The organism is Virgibacillus aidingensis (genome assembly GCF_010994035.1).
Taxonomy (GTDB): Bacteria; Bacillota; Bacilli; order Bacillales; family Amphibacillaceae; genus Virgibacillus_N.
In genome coordinates, this window is the sequence record NZ_WIXN01000025.1 from 14267 (window position 1) to 31596 (window position 17330).

A 17330-nucleotide genomic window follows, 5' to 3' on the forward strand; every position below is an offset into this window, starting at 1 on the left:
AAAATTTCTAGATTCCATTCCATGTTAGCCTATGTTTAAATTTATGCCAGGTTCCTGTCCCGGTAAATTTCCTTTAATTGGATTCTTTATTTTTATCAAGGATAATTATTATGGATATAAGGAAAACTATATGAGCACATCAAAAGGAGAGATTTTATGCGTATTATAAATAACAAACAGCCGGAGGAGCCTTTTCATAGCGGGGAGGTTTATCAGCTGTGGTCCTCTTTATACCAGTCAAAAAATCTATTAGTGACAATGCAGGTACTGATTAATCATACAGGTGATCATGATTTAAAAACATATTTGGAGGATCTTGTGGAAAGCTGTCTTAGACAAGAGGAACAACAGGTGGAAGCAGTATTAAAAGAAGCCGGGATTCGATTGCCGCCCGCACCGCCGGACAGGCCCGATGTAGAAGTGGAAGATATTCCGTCCGGAGCAAGGTTTAATGATCCGGAAATAGCCGTGCTTGTTCAAAAGGAATTAATGACAGGAAGAGTACTTTCCAGTTATATGATAGGAACTGCTCATCGCGGGGATATTCGTACGATGTTTGGAGAATTCCACGCAGAAAAGGAAGAGTATGAACAAAAACTTTTGGATTTATGCAAACAAAAGGGGTGGATTGTTGATCCGCCCATAAATGTAAAATAGTTAATAACATAAGGAGTGCAGGGATGTTGCAGAAGAAAAATAAGGGAATGGTTATTGCCTCCATTGGTTCCATCCCGCTGATGATGACCTTGGGCAATTCCATGTTAATTCCCATACTGCCGGAAATGGAGTCTTCGCTGGATCTTTCCCAATTACAGGTGAGCTTAACAATTACCGTGTTTTCCATCGCCGCCGCCATCTTTATTCCGATTGTCGGTTATCTTTCTGACCGTTTTTCAAGAAAAATCATTATTATTCCGTCCCTTATCTTATTTGGAGGCGGCGCACTGCTTGCAGGCTTGGGTGCAGCAGTTTTTTCGCATTCCTATGTTTGGATTATTATTGGAAGAATATTGCAGGGCATTGGGGCTGCAGGAACAGCCCCTATTGCCATGGCTTTAATAGGGGATTTATTCAGGAGCGGGGAACGAAGCAGGGTGCTGGGCATTTTTGAAGCTTCCAATGGATTAGGGAAAGTACTATCACCGATTCTCGGTTCACTGCTGGCTTTAATTGTCTGGTATTCCGTATTTTTTGCTTTCCCTGTAATCAGTCTTTTGTCCGCTTTGCTCGTATGGATTTTTGTGAAGGAAAAAAGCAATCGGCAAATGCCGCCTCCTTTTCGCAAATATGTCAAGGGGCTGCTTAGTGTTTTTAAACATGAAGGAAGATGGCTGTTTACCATCTATATTGCGGGGGGAACCTGTTTATTTACCCTTTTTGGAATCCTGTTTTATTTATCGGATGTTTTAGAGAAAAATTATCATATCGATGGGGTGCTTAAGGGACTTATCTTAGCCATTCCTTTACTGGTAATGGTAGTGACATCCTATATTACCGGAAGCAGGATAGGGCAGAATCTGGAAAAAATGAAGAGGCTGTCTGTGATCGGCCTGACTTTAATGACTGTCTCCTTTGCATCCCTGGTTATGTTTGAGAAGCTGGTTCTCTTTTTAATTGTGCTTGCATTAAGCAGTGTAGGTGCGGGGCTTGTTTTACCGTGTGTGAACAGTTTTATTACAGGTGCTGTTGGAAAAGAGCGGAGGGGTTTTGTCTCATCTCTGTATGGTTCCGTTCGTTTTTTAGGGGTGGCACTAGGTCCGCCCGTTTTTACCTGGCTGATGGGCTGGTCTACAACAGGCATGTTTTTATCCATTGCAGCTTTTACCTTTCTAGTTGGTTTAGCTGTTCTGCTGCTTGTTCATGTGGATGGGAAAGATGGAGGAAAAAAAAGAAAGAGCCGTATAACGTATAAGTATATGTAAGGGAGATTATGTTTTTTTTCTCCAATCAAGTGTATACGTTTCCTGTAAGGACATTGTTGCTGTTAAATCAACTAATTTTGTTGAGATCCATTGGCTTATCAATGCGAGAAAGATCAATTTCCAATCAATAATGAGAGCCGTAAATAGGAATATAATCATATTAACAATAAATAGTGGTTTACCGGGAAGTATCTTTCTTCTTACTGAAATAATTAAAGCCACCACCCCAATTCCGCCGTTAGACACTCCTTGCCGCATCAGTATACCGATTCCAGTCCCTAAAAGTATAGAGCCTGCTGTAAGGTCATAAACGAGGCTTCTGTTCACCATTGAAATCTGTTCAAACAATTGAACCGATACGGAAGTCATTGTAATTGCAACAACTGTCCACACAGCAAACCGCCTGCCCAAAATTTTCATTCCCAATAGTAAGAAGGAAAAGTTTATGATCCAAAGGGCAAGTCCCATACTTATACCAAACCAATAGTTAAACAGCACGGTCAACCCGCCTGCACCGCCTGAAGGAATGGAATGGGGAAATAAAAATAATCCCATCCCTGCGCCTTGAATAACCCCCCCTAATATAACCAGTCCAAACTTTGACAAGAATGCGTTCAATATGGTTCCCCCTCTAACAGGAACTGCTGTTATATCAATTGGACAACTATCTTTATCCTATTCGGAGGGGGCAGGTTTCATGCTTTAATTTTTAAGAGATGAATACGTGCTTTTTATTCTGTGCTGCAGAAATGTCAGGAACAGGGTCTGCATTTATCTTACAAGGGCATATCCAGAAAAACTCATGTTCAACGCTCTGGTGGCAAGCTTGACGTCCGATTGAAGCAGCTTTTCTAAATCGTAGGAAGGGGATAGGCCTCTTCTGTACATAAAGCTGGAAAATGTCCTTACACCTTCCGTTCACAGGCTCCGGCCATTTTCCCTTCCCTTTAAATAATTTCCCATTTACGTTCTTCGGCTACTGTCAGCAATCTCGGTTCGGGCTGGACAGCTACCGGGTTTCCGACCATTTCCAGTACAGGGAGGTCAGAGAGACTGTCCGCGTAAGCGTAGCTGTTTACCCAGTCAACCTCTGAATTTTTAAAGGCTTCCTGAATCTTTTCTTTTTTACGTGCGCCCTGGATATGATAAATAGGTGCCTTGCTGTCAAACTTACTCTCTACGAAGGGCACTTCAGTACCGATGATTTTATCAATATTGTATTTATTGGCGGCTGCTTCCAGAAGCGGGGTAAAGGCGCCGGATACAATCATAACCTTATCACCCTTTGCTATGTGGCTATTCAATTTTTCCAGCACCTTCGTGTTGTAATCATCTTGCATTTTGTCGGCGAGCTCTCCAAAATACGAATACACTTCTTCTGTTGATAAATTATTCAATGAAGATAAATAAATTTGCATCGAACGTTCTCTCATTCTATGTTCCGGGTAAACCTTCAGTTTATAACCTATGTACGGAGGAAGAATCGTACGGAAAAACCGTTTATACCTATTGTGATAGAGGGGATGATGCTTTAAATGTTTCATTAAAACAGGGAAAGTTTCTTTTTTATATAATGTTCCATCGAAATCAAATATGGCAGCGCGCATGCTTTTCACCTTTTTCAGCAAAGTATTTAGTATTCATTGTGCAGTTTCGCCGGAAGTTTGTCAAAATAGTTGCCGGAACTTAACTTTTACGATGGGCAGGATTTGCTGGATAATGGAGAAAATATGTCCTGTACATACTAACCTATTTAAATTTACCGGCATAAAAGACATTTTCAGAGTGGAAGTAGGAGAAATACTCCTTATACGATAAATTACTCTCAAAAAAAAGATTGCTTGCCATGCACTGGGCAAGGCAAGCAATCCCTGGACGCTCTTACTTAATGTCAGGAGGCATTTCCTTCTGTCGGTATAGGATGCGCTTGAAACATTTCTGCCAAATGAACCAGGTTGTGGCTGGCCATGGTGGCATTTTCCCGGGTAAACTCACTTTTATAGCCCTCAGCCTCAATATAGGATGGACCTGGTCCTGCATCGCCAACCCAATACGCGAGCGGGTTAGGAGGGATAATGAAACCGAGCTGGGCAAGCCCGAAAATTAATTCGCCTGCAGACTTTTTTGCCCCGTCTTCGTTGCCGGTAACAACAGCACCGCCAACCTTATTATAAAAAATAGGCTGACCTTTTTGGTTCGTTTCATCACTGGATCCGTTCAAGCGTTCTAATACCAGCTTGGAAATGCTGCTTTTTTCCCCAAGCCATACAGGACTGGCCAGAATTACAATATTCGCTTGCTTTACTTTGGCCAAAATCGTCGGCCATTCATCTCCGGCACCCGTATAGTCCGTGATGCCATATCCCAAACTATAGTCAGCAACCCGGATCACTTCCGACTCCACGTTTTTCTTATCAAATGTGGAGGTAAACTTCTCGATCAACGCATCTGTATTTGATTCTTCATCAGATGTTTTTAAAGAGCAATTTAGAATGACAGCTTTTAATTGACTCAACCATACCACTCCTTTCAGAAATCCTATTTGTGCTATTCCCGAAAATGGCATATTTAATCACAATGTTATCAGTCATCCGTTATCATTGCAGCGTCGTTCTGCACCATATAAGGACAATTGCCGGCCTCAGCTAACACAGTTTTATTCTTCTATACTGTACGAGTAACATACTAAACTTCTATGTGAGTTTTTTGATATTCCAAAAATTTGTTTGCACCCCACTGGAATAATGAGCAACTGGAGTATTCCCTGCTAAATTAAAATTAAATGGGGAAAACAGGGTGTTTTTGCCGAGAGTAACATCCGCTTTCTGTAGTATCCAGGGAGGATGATCTATGCTGGCTGTGTAGAGATTCGAAAAAATATCTGTACTATATAAACGATACCTTTCAGTGAGCCAGTAGTCCAAACTGTCCGCCCGGCTGAAAAAAATTTCATTTTTTGGAGAATAGGATCCTTTTATATACAAAGGTTCTTTTTTGCGGACACCCTCAAAATGAATGGAATCCCCTTCCTTTTGGATAGAAACTTTAGAAGGATGATATGGCAAACGATACCATCTTTTTGCAATATGCAGGGATGCCCAATTATTAACATCAATGGATAAAAAATAAATGCCGGGCTCCCCTTTATAGGTAACATAGGTCCTTACATTTATTTCTGAAAACCGGGGAGTAAGGGAGAGCCGGGAAAAGCCCCGCGGATAAATTCCTTCCATTTCAAAAACAATGATTCCCAGCCAGGCCTGTCCGCCATATGTATCGATTTCCAGGGCATCCGGAATGAGGGGACGTAAATATTCAGTGGATATTGGCCAATGCAAAAACAATACATTTTCCCATCCCTGTTTCATGATCCACGCTTTTGAAGCCAAATATTCAAATTGCTCATTTCGCTTAATCCACTCCATAATATAAGCACCTTCCTGACACATATTTATTAATTTCAACGGCAAGAATATAAATAACATATAAAAAGATGGTGTATTTCATGTCAGAGATTCTTTCCTATATATCTTTTGCCATTCTGCTCGTATTATTTATTTTTTTCTTAATTATTATTATTGGTTGGCGCAAAATAATAAAAACCATTATAAATAAGACATCCAAGATTATATTTACAGACAGCTACCAGGAAAACCTCCTGGAATTGATGCCAGGTTTACGCCATATGGGTGTACAACATGTGCTGGAAAACATGCTTCGTGCTGAAACAGGAGACATGCTGCACCGTCCCCTCGGATCCTCAAAAAACTGGCCACATCTTGATGAGATTACCTTTATTCCTGCTCAAACTGACCCCTTTCCGGTTAGCGGCAAAACAGAAGTGGATGTGAGAGTAGTGATTGGGCCTAAGGCAAAGAAACCTTTAAAGCTGGAAATTCCTATGATGGTCAGCGGTATGGCGTATGGGATAGCATTAAGTGAAGAAGTAAGAATGGCATTAACAAAAGCGGCCAATCAGACTGGTACTGCTATTAATTCAGGGGAAGGCGGCGTTTTGCCCGAAGAACTTGCTGAAGCAGATAAGTTTATTTTGCAAGTTTCAAAAACAGAATGGTCAAAGGAAGAGGATAAATTTAAAAAAGCAAAAATGGTGGAAATTAAACTGGGGCAGGGAGCCCTGATGGGTATGGGAACCAATATTTCACCCGAAAACTTAACCGGAAGAGCCAGGGAAGTGATGGGGCTGGAAGAAAATGAGAGAGCTATCGTACATGAACATTTCTTTGAAAAACAGACGAAACAGGATTTGAAGGAACTCGTAGCCGATATTAGAAAAAATACAAAAGGGGTTCCGGTTGGTGTGAAAATGGGAGCAGGGGGAAGACTGGAAGAAGATATAGATAATGTACTGGAAATGGGGGTAGACTATATTTCCATTGATGGAGGACAGGCCGCCACCCTCGGAGGTCCGCCGATTTTAGAAGATGATTTTGGGATCCCAACGCTGCATGCGGTAGTCAGGGCAGCCAGCCATTTGGAAAAGAGAAAGATGAAAAATAAAGTCAGCTTGGTAGTGTCAGGCGGTTTGTTTACACCCGGGCATTTTTTGAAAGTACTTGCATTGGGAGCAGATGCCGTTTACGTGGGGTCTGCTTTGTTATTTACGGTAGCACATAATCAGACACACCATGCACTCCCCTTCGAACCTCCTACACAGGTGGTGTGGAATGAGGGCAAGTTCAAAGACAAATTTGAGGCAGAAAAAGGAGGAGATGCAGCAAAAAAGTTCCTTACAGCAAGCACAGAAGAAATCAAGGAAGGATTACGGGCAATGGGAAAGTCTTCCTTAAAGGAATTAACAAAAGAAGACTTAGTTTCGTATGATCATTTAACCGCAAAAATGATTGGCATTCCTTTTTCTTTTCAGCCTTTGGACAGCAAACAGCATAAAAAGAAAAAGTAGCTGCCTGGTCAGACCGGAACTGTTTATCACCCCGAAACTAAGTATATCTCGATCCTAAATAAAAGGAATATAAAAATACTCTCTTCTTTTAAGTTGAGAGTATTTTTATGATGGCTTATCCGGCTCCGTCTCATCCAAGTATACTTTTAATAAAATCCACCTTATGAAACCGCCGACTGCCAATCCAATGGGCAGAAACATAATCGGCAGCCACATAGGCCCGATTAGGTATCCAAATAATGTAAGTCTTGCTGAAAAAATAAGGCCTACTGTAACAAAATAGGCGGAAAATACAAGTGGGAGGTAAGCGAAAGCCTTTTGTCCGCCTCCAGCATCTTTATAAGCATCCCATATGGAAAAAAAGTATAGACAAGGATAAAACATAAGCCATAAATAATTTGTTTCCGCAATCGCTCTTCCAATTTCCATATTAAAACTAAGTACAATAACACGATTGAAATTCCCCATAACATTAATGATAATCTCCAAAATGACTAAAAAAAGACCTTTAATATATTTTCGATTCAGAAGCTGTCCAAAACCTGGCAGGGCAATACTCCAGAGGATCGCTTCCAATTTTCTGCTTTTCCTGTTTAGGTTATTCTCCATGTTGTTTACCTATTTCGCTAATCCTTTTCTGTCTGCTGCCATTGGAGGCTGCTCCATCCAGCCATTGTCTATCATAATATTTGCCCCATCTTCAGCATACTTAGTAATTTCTGCGGTTAATCGAGTAAAATGTGCACCTAAATCGCGTCTTGGACTTACAGACATGGAAGTGCCATATTGACCGATACCAGATGCAATTAAAGTTGTTACCAAAAACAGCATGAGTTTATCGGAAAATGGAGATTCTGTGGAATCTGTTACTTCTGATGTCATTAATAAGGTTCCTTCATGCAGATTCTCTTCATGTAAAATGGAAGAAAAAATTTCTGTGTGTTTCCCTGCAATATCCCGTCCTCTTTCAAAATATTTTCGTATTTCCTTTGACTTGGCTACTTGGCTAAAACCCGTAATGACGGCTTGTCCAACCGCATTTCTTTTTGCGTTAAACACAAGATTTGTTATTTCTGTCCCCAATAGCGGTCTCCGATCAGCAAACCAGCCTGCCAGAAAACTTTGCTTTTTTACGAAATCAATCTGTTTCGGTTTGGGAACCGTGGGCGTTCGTATTAATGTTCCTTTTTCCAGGGAGAGTTTTTTTGCTTTTCTATGGAGATCCTTGGCAATAACTAAATTTTCACCAAAGTAATCTGCAATATCCTCCCGGGCAACCACAGCTACACCCATGGAATATGTAGCCATCGACATCGTTGTCATGTTTACAGCATACTCTAGGTATAGTTTATCGGAGAATATCCGCGGTGCACTTAAATTAACGTCCTGCTCCGTAAACCCCTGCGGTACAGGATACCCCTCTTTATGAAAAAGATCAGTCAGCCTCTCGATATGCACTTGTACCGTTGATAATATTTCCTCCAGCAGTGCTTTAATTTCTTCATCTTTTACCTGAACCAAAAAATGCTTTAAACCACATACTGCCATCGTGTCACTTTGATAGGCAGTCCATAGTGTGGATATTTCTGCTGCGGTGAGTTCTATATGATGGTGGTTTTCCATGGGTATCTCATTCCTTTCGATTCCGGGTATTCGCCAATTCTTCCCTGTCTACCATCCTCGGCGGCTCTTCAAGCCATTCATTTTCAATCATCATATTGGCTCCATCCTCAGCGTATAATAAAATCTCACCTGTTAGCCGTGTATAGGCTGCAGCAATATCTCTTCTTGTATTTGTGGATATACTGAAGCCGTAAAATCCGATTCCCTGAACAATCATACCGGTTGTATGGTACATCATTAACTTATCCGAGAAAGGAGAGACCTCATTGGAATTGGTTACCATAGCGTCTCCTCCCATTGGAACAGGAACATCGCTTCCTTCTAAAAGTTCACTAAACACATTTACCTGCTTTTTGGCAATATCGATGCCTCTTAACATGTACTTTCTTACTTCCTTCGACTTTGCTACCTGGCTGAATCCAATTAGTACAGCTGTACCTAGTGCATTTCGCTGAATATTAGTAAATAGCAAAGCAATTTCCTGAGCCAATAACGGCCTGCGTTCTCCAAACCAGCCGGTGAGAAAGTTTTGCTTTTTCACAAAATCCACTGTATCCAGCGTAGGTATGGTTGGCGGTACAGTCAGCAATCCCTTTGATAATAATACCGAGACTGAGTTTTCATGAAGCACATTAAAAGAATGGTATAATTCAGAGAAAAACCGGTAAATATCCTTTCTTGTTGCCATACTTATGGCAGCGGTAGTTGCTGTCATTCCGAGCATACCTAACTGGTTAATATATTGCAGGAAAAAATTATCCGTGTATAAACGGGGAGCTTCAGGATTCACATCTTCATCCGTAAAAGCCACCGGCAGCGGCTCTCCTTCCTGTTCGAATATATTTGCAATTGACTGCAGGGTTGATTCCGAAAGAGTATGCGCTTCTTTAATCACTTGTACTATTTCTTCGTCTTCTGATTTTTCCAGAAAGTAAGTGAGAACAGTGTTGATTAAACTGGCATTCATATATGACCCCCACAATTGGGATAGTTCTGCTGAAGTTAAACTTTTTTGATTTTCCATAGGCAATTTATTTCCCTCCTCAATTTTAGCTTCTTTTAGTTTGTCTGAAAATTACATGGGATATACATTGCTCAAACTGTATAAAAAATATCAACTTGGGAAAAAGAAGGGAGATGATGATTTGCATCCTGAATAACTATGGTTGCTTTTATGCAACAATACAAAGATTACGTGGCGGATCCCGGCAGTTTAAAAATTAGCTTAAGCTGCAAAGCTTCCAAGGAAGTAAAAGGTTTAGAGAATAATACCTGCTGTTTTCCGCTTCACCCTCCTTTCTAAAATTCCCAAAAGGCAGGTGTATTAATTGAAAAGGCGCAGTGTTATAAAAAAACAGAAGCAAACACAAAAAGACGAGAATTCCTTCTCTGCTGAATTTGATATAAATCTGAAAAAGAATATAGAGAACTTGAAAATAATGCTCGGTGAGCCGGGCGACCTCGACATACGGGAGTTATCACTTGACGAGGAAAAACATAACTATGCGCTGGCATATCTGGATGGCATGGTGGATAAGGACCTGGTAAATAAAGGTATTATAAAAAACCTGCAAATTATTTCGGAAAAAAAAGATCTGCCAGCTGATAAAAAAGAACTGATTGATGAAATAAAAAATAATATCATTTCTGTCAGCAGTGTAGAAAAAACTGCAGAGTGGGATGATATGACGATAGATTTACTAGGTGGAAGCACGGTGCTCTTTATAGATGGGGTTGCGGAAGCACTGGTCATGAATACGGTTGAATTTGAAACGAGATCAATCGAAGAGCCCGAATCAGAGGCGTTAATTCGCGGTTCGAGGGAAGGCTTTGTAGAGAGTTTGCAAACAAATATGGTACTTGTGCGCAGACAAATTAATGACCCCAATCTTCGCTTTAAAATGCATAGAGTGGGAAGACGGTCGAAAAAGAATCTGGCTGTTACTTATGTGGAAGGAATCGTTCATCCGGATATTTTGAAAGAAATAAATCGGCGGCTGGAAACAATTGATATGGATGATGCTCCGGAATCCGGTTTTATAGAACAATGGATTGAAGACAGCTTTTTATCCCCCTTTCCACAAATGGATAATACAGAGAGACCGGATAAGGTAGCAGCAGCTATTCTGCAGGGAAAGGTTGCCATTTTGCTGGATGGAACACCGTACGTATTAGTTGCACCTACAACACTTGAGAATCATATGGTGTCGCCGGAAGACTATTATGAGCGCTGGCTGATCGGTACGCTCCTAAGGGTATTGCGTTATATCGCTGCTTTTATCGCCATGTTTGCACCTTCTTTATACATTGCACTGATTTCGTATCACCAAGGAATGATTCCGTCTGAATTGGCGTTTTCTGTTGCAGCAACAAGGGAAGGTGTCCCTTTCCCTGCTTTTGTGGAAGCAATAGCGATGGGGGTAACGATGGAACTGCTGCGTGAAGCGGGTGCCAGGCTTCCTAAGGCCATCGGTCAAACAATTGGCATTGTCGGAGGATTGGTTATTGGAGAAGCTTCCGTATCCGCAGGAATTGTAAGTCCCGTTATGGTAGTTGTTACTGCAGTAACAGCTATATCCTCCTTTTCCATCCCCTCTTATAGTGCTGCTATTTCATTTCGAATACTCCGCTTCGGTTTTATGTTTGCTGCTGCTTTTTTGGGGCTCTATGGTATTGTGATTGTCTATATCATGATTAATATTCACATTGTCAATTTGAAAAGTGTTGGTGTTCCTTATGCTGCACCATTTGCACCAGGCTTTCTCTATGATTGGAAGGACCTTGTGCTTCGCGTTCCGGTTCCAATGATGACGAAGCGGCCGGAGCATATGCAAACAAAAGACAGCAGGGCAGGGAATAAAGGAGGATCCTCGACTTGAAGCATTTTGAATATGCGGATGAAAAAATTTCAGAAAAAGAAATTCTGATTGTAATCCCCTCCACTTTAATTGGAATTGGAATCCTCTCTCTGCCTGCAGAACTGGCAGGTTATACGACTGCTGCAGATGGCTGGGTCGCCATTGCTGTCAGCGGAATTCTCATTATATTTGTAGTTTGGCTGATCTCAAAGGTTGCTGCCAGTTTCCCAAACCAGGAATTTATTACGTATGCATCTGCCTTAGTTACAAAGCCGGTTGCAACTGTGTTAACGATCCTTTTTTCTTTAGAGGGAGTTTTTATCTGTACCTATGTTGTCAGAGTTATTTCTGACATTGCCGAAGAATACTTATTTGACCGGACACCGGTAGAAGTTATTGGATTAGCTTTTTTATTAACTGTCGTTTACGCTGTTTCCGGGTCAAGAGCAGGATTATTTCGTTTGAATATGATGTTTTTGCCGATTATTTCATTTATTATGTTTTTGGTTACTGTGTTTTCATTCGGGTTATTTGAGATGGATAATTTTTTCCCTGTTTTAAAAACAGACATGAGTGGTTATGTGCAAGGGATAAGGGCCAGTACACTTTCTTATATCGGGTTTTATATATTATTCTTTTACATAGCACTTGTCAGGAAACCGGAAAAGACACCGAAAATGGCCGCGCTGGGTATGGGGATGACAGTTTTGATCTATTTAATTACGTTTATTATCAGTATCGGAGTATTTGGCAATATTACTGCATCCAATTTAATCTTTCCGGTCATTGAAATAGCAAAGGAGGTTGAAGTTCCCGGTGGTTTTTTTGAACGGTTTGATTCGATATTTTTTGTTATTTGGATTATGGCCATCTTCAATACGATGTGTATGGCGTTTGATGTCACTGTATTTTCGTTAAAGTCCGTTTTTCCGGTAAAAAAAATAAAGCTTATTTTCATCTTATCACCAATAATCTTCTTTCTGTCAATGTTTCCGGCAAGCTACTATGAGGTGGAAAAGTTCGGCTCTTTTATTAGCCACTATGGAGTAACATTGGTACTGACTACTATGATTCTGCTAACGGTTGCTTTAAAAATAAAGGGTGTGAAGAAGCGTGGTTAAACGCATTTTTTTTCATTTGTCTGTTTTACTCCCCCTTCTGCTTTTCATGACAGGATGCTGGGATCGGCTGGAAATCGAAGCGCGCGGTTTTGTGATCGGGGTCGCCATTGATTTAGTCGATAAGGATAATAATGATCCTACGGTTGAGCTTACAAGTCAATTTGTAATTCCAGGAGGAATAGGTGCGCCAACCCAGGGAGGAAAAGAAGATCAATCTCCATACATGAACTTTTCGGAGACTGGCAAAAGTTTGTTTTCCATAAACAGAGAAATGCGTAAAGCAACAAACCTCGTGCCTTTTTATCAGCATTTAAAAGTGATTATCCTTTCGGAGGACGTGGTAAAGCAACCGCATCTAATGACAAACATGATGGATGTGTTTATCCGCGACCATGATATGCGCAGAAATGTAAAATTATTGATTACAGAAGGGAAAGCAAAAAAGCTTCTGGAAACGGGACAGCAAGAGTCTCCGCTGCCGGCAATGTATATTAATAACTTAATGGACACAAGCTTTGTGAATAACGCCACGGTAAAACCGGTGATAATAGGAGATCTTCACGGTGAATTACTGATGGAGAAGAGCTTTATTGTACCAAAAATCGAATTAATGGATGAGCATATTAAGTACGAAGAAGTGGGCGTGTTTAAGGGAAAAACGAATCAGCTGATTGGTGTATTGGACGGGGAGGAAACTAAAGGTTTAAATTTTATCACACAGCAGATCGAAGGCGGCACCCTTGAATTGGAAGTAGATGGGGAATTAACAACGGTCGAAATCATTGATTATCGAAGCAATACGGAAATAAAAGGCGAAGATAAAGAAAACCTGCAGGCTGAAGTAGCAGTGGAGATTACCGGTAATATTGTGGAAAGCTTTAGCAGTCAAACTTTGTTAAATGAAGAATATGCCGTCAAAGTTGAAGAGCATACGAAAGAAAAAGTAGAAGATCTTATGGAACTTACGGTTGACCGGGTTCAGGGAGAGATGCAGGCAGATGTATTGGGAATGAGTGACATTTTATATCGCAGTCATTATGAACTGTGGAAAGAGATTGAAGGGAATTGGGAATACGGAGAGAATTATTTCAGTCAAATGGATATCAATGTCTCCGCGGATGTGAAAATAGAGCGTGTTGGTGCTTCAGATGTGATAGACAAAGAAGGGGAAGAGATAAACTAATGTGGGATTTTATATTAAATAACCTTCCTGATCAAATCACTGTAATTTGTACTGCTTTAGCTTTTGCCATTCCATACGGGACTTACAAAATAAATCAGTTACTCCACAAAAGAGGCGACCCCCCATGGAAAAAAGAAGGAACCGATACAAGAGAACAATAGGGACACAGGGACAGGTCAACTGTCCCAGCGTCCCGTGGTTAAGGATGGCTCAACCCACGGTATAGACAACTTGTCCAATTTTTTTGCATATCGTCACCCGCAAAAACATAATTTCTTTTTTCCCATTTCATGGAATGCTACACTTGAGACAGGGACACAGGGACAGGTCAACTGTCCCATAATAAGTGGGACGCGGTACCTGTCCCTGTGTCCCAAAGGGGTGGAAAGATGAAACTGGAGACTTTTATAAAGTTGGATGCAACGGATATGAGCGAAATGATTCAGAGTAAAGAGATAAAACCGGCAGAGTTTCTGGAACTGGGTTTTCAGCAGCTGGAGAAGGTGAATCCTTTGCTGAATGCTGTTGTTCATGAGAGGAAAGAGAAAGCATTGGCGGAGGTAAAGGAGGTCAATGTTAAGGGCCGGCCCTTTACGGGTGTTCCTCTGTTATTAAAAAATATTTCCCAGGCTATCCAAGGGGAGCTGCTTACGTCAGGTGCCAGACTATTAAAAGAAAACATGGCTAAACAAGATTCCCATTTTGTGAAACGATTGCGTGAAGCAGGTTTTCAATTTATGGGTCACACAAATACACCGGAATTTGGGCTGAAGAATATTACCGAGCCTGTATTGCATGGACCAGCAAGAAATCCGTGGAATCCGGATCATTCTCCGGGAGGGTCAAGCGGCGGTGCTGCTGCGGCTGTTGCCTCGGGAATTGTACCCCTTGCCGGTGCAAGTGATGGCGGTGGTTCCATCCGGATTCCTGCCTCCTTTACAGGGCTTTTTGGACTAAAACCGACTCGCGGCAGAACACCGGTTGGACCCGGGACAGGCAGACAGTGGCAGGGCGCTGCCATTGATTTTATGTTAAGCAAAAGCGTTCGGGATAGTGCTGCTATGCTGGATATGCTGCAAGTGCTTCAGCCTGAGGCAGCTTTTCAGACACCTTTATTTTCCGGGATATATTCTGAGGCGGTGATGAAAGATTTTAAGAAACCATTGCGCATTGCATTTTCTGTTCAATCGCCAGTAGATACGCCTGTTTCCGGAGAAGCAGTCCACGCAGTGGAGAAAGTGAGTCATTGGCTGGAGGAAGCAGGACATACGGTTGAGGAAGTGGAAAATGGGGTAGATGGTATACAATTGATGCGAAATTATTATCTGATGAACAGCGGGGAAATAGCTTCTGTTATGCACGGAATGGAAAATATGCTTGGACGTCCGATTACAAAAGATGATGTGGAAGTGGAGACTTGGCTGTTGAATCAAGCAGGGAAAGCCGTTTCTGCAGCGGAATTTTCAGCGAGTCTATCTGCATGGGACATAGCTGCTGCTCAGATGGCAGAGCTTCATCAAACTTATGATTTTTATATTACACCGGCAACTGCCTATGCTGCACCAGAAATTGGTGAGCTGACACATACCGAGGATGAAAAAGAAAAATTGTGTGACCAAATAGATAAACTGGCGAAGAAAGAACAGCAGGAACTCATTTATGAAATGTTTCTGCCGAGTTTGACATATACTCCATTTTCACAGCTCGCCAATTTGACCGGACAACCTGCCATGAGTGTACCGGTTCATGTTACGGAGGAGAAATTGCCGATTGGGGTGCAAGTCATGGCAGGAAAAGGTGAGGAGCATCGGCTTCTGCAGCTGGCGCGTCATCTTGAGAGTTCAGATCTATGGATTGGCATAAATGGAAATCCTTATTTTGAGGGATTGTAGAGAATAGCGAAGCAGGTGCGCTTCTGCAGAGGAGTTCACTGCTTCTGCTTCGGTCTACATGGAAACCGGTCCCTTTTCAGCTAAAATGAGTAATCTTATGAAAAATTCTAGTATTTTTACTTGTATAAGAAGGGTTTTAAAAAGTGGGCCATGCCTTTATAATGGGTTTTGGAATTTTAATATCTGTTTCTATAGATAAAACTTCATTTTAGTTTCAGAGCATGAAAGGGGTTACATTTTTTATGGCAAAAAAACGCAAAAGCATATTTCAGCGTGCGCTCGACTGGGTAGAGCGGATAGGAAATTTTTTACCGCATCCCGTTACTTTGTTTGCTATTTTGGCGCTGCTTGTGCTGATTTTATCTGCCGCCCTGTCACCGTTGGGAATAAGTGTCGAACATCCCGGAGATGGAGAAACAGTAGAAATTAATAATCTCCTGACTGCCGAGGGACTTGAATATATTTTTGGCAGCGTAACGGATAATTTCATTGGTTTCGCCCCACTTGGCGTGGTACTTGTTACGATGCTTGGGATTGGTGTTGCTGAACGAACCGGCCTGATCAGTGCACTCCTGCGGGGATTCGTATTATCCGTGCCGGATCGGTTTATTACGATTGGACTTGTGTTTGCGGCTATTATGTCCAGTGTTGCTTCTGATGCAGGTTATGTTGTGCTCCCGCCGCTGGGTGCATTAATTTTTGCTGCGATGGGCAGACATCCGCTCGGCGGTTTGGCAGCTGCGTTTGCCGGTGTTTCCGGAGGCTATAGTGCCAACCTGCTGCTTTCTGGTACGGACGTGTTATTGGGTGAATTGACCATTGCTTCTGCCGCAACAATTGACCCTGCCTATGCAGAGGGAATGAACATAGCCATGAACTGGGCGTTTATTGCAGTGAGTGTATTAGTACTTACCATACTAGGCACTTGGGTTACAGAAAGAATTGTCATGCCCCGTTTGGGAACGTATAAAGGCGCATATAATGAAGAAGGCCTGGAAGGGTTAACTGCAGTGGAGAGAAAAGGGCTTATTGCTTCAGGTGTAGGTTTACTGATTGGTTTAGCTTTAATTTCTCTTTTGATTATCCCGCCAAACGCGCCTTTAAGGGGAACAGAAGGAAATACGATGGATCAAATTGTCCAATCACCTTTTATGGATTCCCTTGTACCCATTATTGCTGTTTTATTCTTTATCCCGGGTTTGGTGTACGGTGTAGTGACAAAGGGTATCCGCAATGATAAGGATGTCGCTGGTCAAATGTCGGATACCATGGCTTCCATGGGAATGTTTATCGTTCTTGCATTTACAGCGGGTCAGTTTGTTGCTTACTTTAATGAATCGAATATGGGAGTTATATTAGGTGTATATGGTGCAGAGTTTTTAAATAGCATTAATCTCACCGGCATACCGTTAATTCTTTTATTCATTCTTATTGCAGCATTTATCAACCTGTTTATTGGAAGTGCATCAGCTAAATGGGCAATGATGGCGCCGATATTTGTACCGATCATGATGCAGCTGGGCTATTCGCCGGAATTAACCCAAATGGCGTATCGTGTGGCCGATTCAGCGACAAATATCATTTCACCATTGATGCCATACTTTGCTGTCATTATTGCATTCGGCCAGAAATATGATAAAAATCTGGGGATTGGTACATTGGTTGCAACGATGCTGCCGTATTCCATTGTCTTTCTGATCGGGTGGACGATTATGCTGGTTATTTGGATGCTGCTCGGAATTCCTCTTGGACCCGCCGGACCGATTACGTATCCTAAAGTTTAACAATTTCACATGGGAAATTACAT

General features: G+C 41.7%; 15 protein-coding genes. 8 read left to right on the forward strand and 7 right to left on the reverse strand.

Features of this window, described 5'->3' with window-relative positions:
• Positions 1 to 156: 156 nt before the first annotated feature.
• Both GHD25_RS17195 and GHD25_RS17200 read left to right on the forward strand, forming a co-directional pair.
• Complete coding sequence (locus GHD25_RS17195; protein ID WP_164219153.1) at positions 157 to 657, forward strand: DUF3231 family protein; 501 nt, start codon at positions 157 to 159, stop codon at positions 655 to 657.
• Between the two features lie 23 nt (positions 658 to 680).
• Positions 681 to 1922, forward strand: a complete 1242-nt coding sequence (locus GHD25_RS17200; RefSeq protein ID WP_164219155.1) for an MFS transporter — start codon at positions 681 to 683, stop codon at positions 1920 to 1922.
• A 6-nt stretch (positions 1923 to 1928) separates the two neighbouring features.
• On the opposite strand, the gene GHD25_RS17205 is transcribed toward GHD25_RS17200, so the two are convergent.
• The 4 genes from GHD25_RS17205 to GHD25_RS17220 all read right to left on the reverse strand — a co-directional run bounded on the left by GHD25_RS17205 (position 1929) and on the right by GHD25_RS17220 (position 5407).
• Positions 1929 to 2540 (reverse strand): YitT family protein, encoded by a 612-nt coding sequence (locus GHD25_RS17205; protein WP_164219157.1) that lies wholly within the window; start codon positions 2538 to 2540, stop codon positions 1929 to 1931.
• Positions 2541 to 2869: 329 nt separating this feature from the next.
• On the reverse strand, positions 2870 to 3529 hold the full coding sequence (locus tag GHD25_RS17210; RefSeq protein ID WP_164219221.1) for an HAD family hydrolase: 660 nt from the start codon (positions 3527 to 3529) through the stop codon (positions 2870 to 2872).
• A 284-nt stretch (positions 3530 to 3813) separates the two neighbouring features.
• A complete protein-coding gene (locus GHD25_RS17215; protein WP_276207849.1) occupies positions 3814 to 4437 on the reverse strand; it encodes a flavodoxin family protein in 624 nt (207 codons plus the stop codon).
• Positions 4438 to 4615: 178 nt separating this feature from the next.
• Positions 4616 to 5407, reverse strand: coding sequence for a YqjF family protein (locus GHD25_RS17220; protein WP_240452405.1), 792 nt, complete (start codon positions 5405 to 5407; stop codon positions 4616 to 4618).
• Positions 5408 to 5427: 20 nt separating this feature from the next.
• On the opposite strand from GHD25_RS17220, the gene GHD25_RS17225 reads away from it, so the two are divergent.
• Positions 5428 to 6846: an FMN-binding glutamate synthase family protein gene (locus tag GHD25_RS17225; protein ID WP_164219161.1), complete on the forward strand. Its 1419-nt coding sequence runs from the start codon at positions 5428 to 5430 to the stop codon at positions 6844 to 6846.
• Between the two features lie 105 nt (positions 6847 to 6951).
• On the opposite strand, the gene GHD25_RS17230 is transcribed toward GHD25_RS17225, so the two are convergent.
• The 3 genes from GHD25_RS17230 to GHD25_RS17240 are packed head-to-tail and all read right to left on the reverse strand — an operon-like array spanning position 6952 to position 9493.
• Positions 6952 to 7455: a hypothetical protein gene (locus tag GHD25_RS17230; RefSeq protein WP_164219163.1), complete on the reverse strand. Its 504-nt coding sequence runs from the start codon at positions 7453 to 7455 to the stop codon at positions 6952 to 6954.
• Positions 7456 to 7464: 9 nt separating this feature from the next.
• Entirely contained in the window at positions 7465 to 8469 is a 1005-nt protein-coding gene (locus tag GHD25_RS17235) for a DUF3231 family protein (protein ID WP_164219165.1), read from the reverse strand.
• Positions 8470 to 8476: 7 nt separating this feature from the next.
• A complete protein-coding gene (locus tag GHD25_RS17240) occupies positions 8477 to 9493 on the reverse strand; it encodes a DUF3231 family protein (protein ID WP_240452407.1) in 1017 nt (338 codons plus the stop codon).
• A gap of 304 nt (positions 9494 to 9797) precedes the next feature.
• On the opposite strand from GHD25_RS17240, the gene GHD25_RS17245 reads away from it, so the two are divergent.
• The 5 genes from GHD25_RS17245 to GHD25_RS17265 all read left to right on the forward strand — a co-directional run bounded on the left by GHD25_RS17245 (position 9798) and on the right by GHD25_RS17265 (position 17307).
• On the forward strand, positions 9798 to 11348 hold the full coding sequence (locus GHD25_RS17245) for a spore germination protein (protein ID WP_164219172.1): 1551 nt from the start codon (positions 9798 to 9800) through the stop codon (positions 11346 to 11348).
• Complete coding sequence (locus tag GHD25_RS17250) at positions 11345 to 12448, forward strand: GerAB/ArcD/ProY family transporter (RefSeq protein ID WP_164219174.1); 1104 nt, start codon at positions 11345 to 11347, stop codon at positions 12446 to 12448. Before GHD25_RS17245 ends, GHD25_RS17250 begins: the two co-directional genes overlap by 4 nt.
• Complete coding sequence (locus GHD25_RS17255) at positions 12441 to 13631, forward strand: Ger(x)C family spore germination protein (protein WP_164219176.1); 1191 nt, start codon at positions 12441 to 12443, stop codon at positions 13629 to 13631. Before GHD25_RS17250 ends, GHD25_RS17255 begins: the two co-directional genes overlap by 8 nt.
• Before the next feature lie 389 nt (positions 13632 to 14020).
• Entirely contained in the window at positions 14021 to 15523 is a 1503-nt protein-coding gene (locus GHD25_RS17260) for an amidase (protein WP_164219179.1), read from the forward strand.
• Between the two features lie 242 nt (positions 15524 to 15765).
• Positions 15766 to 17307 (forward strand): AbgT family transporter, encoded by a 1542-nt coding sequence (locus GHD25_RS17265; protein ID WP_164219181.1) that lies wholly within the window; start codon positions 15766 to 15768, stop codon positions 17305 to 17307.
• The last annotated feature ends 23 nt before the right edge of the window (positions 17308 to 17330 follow it).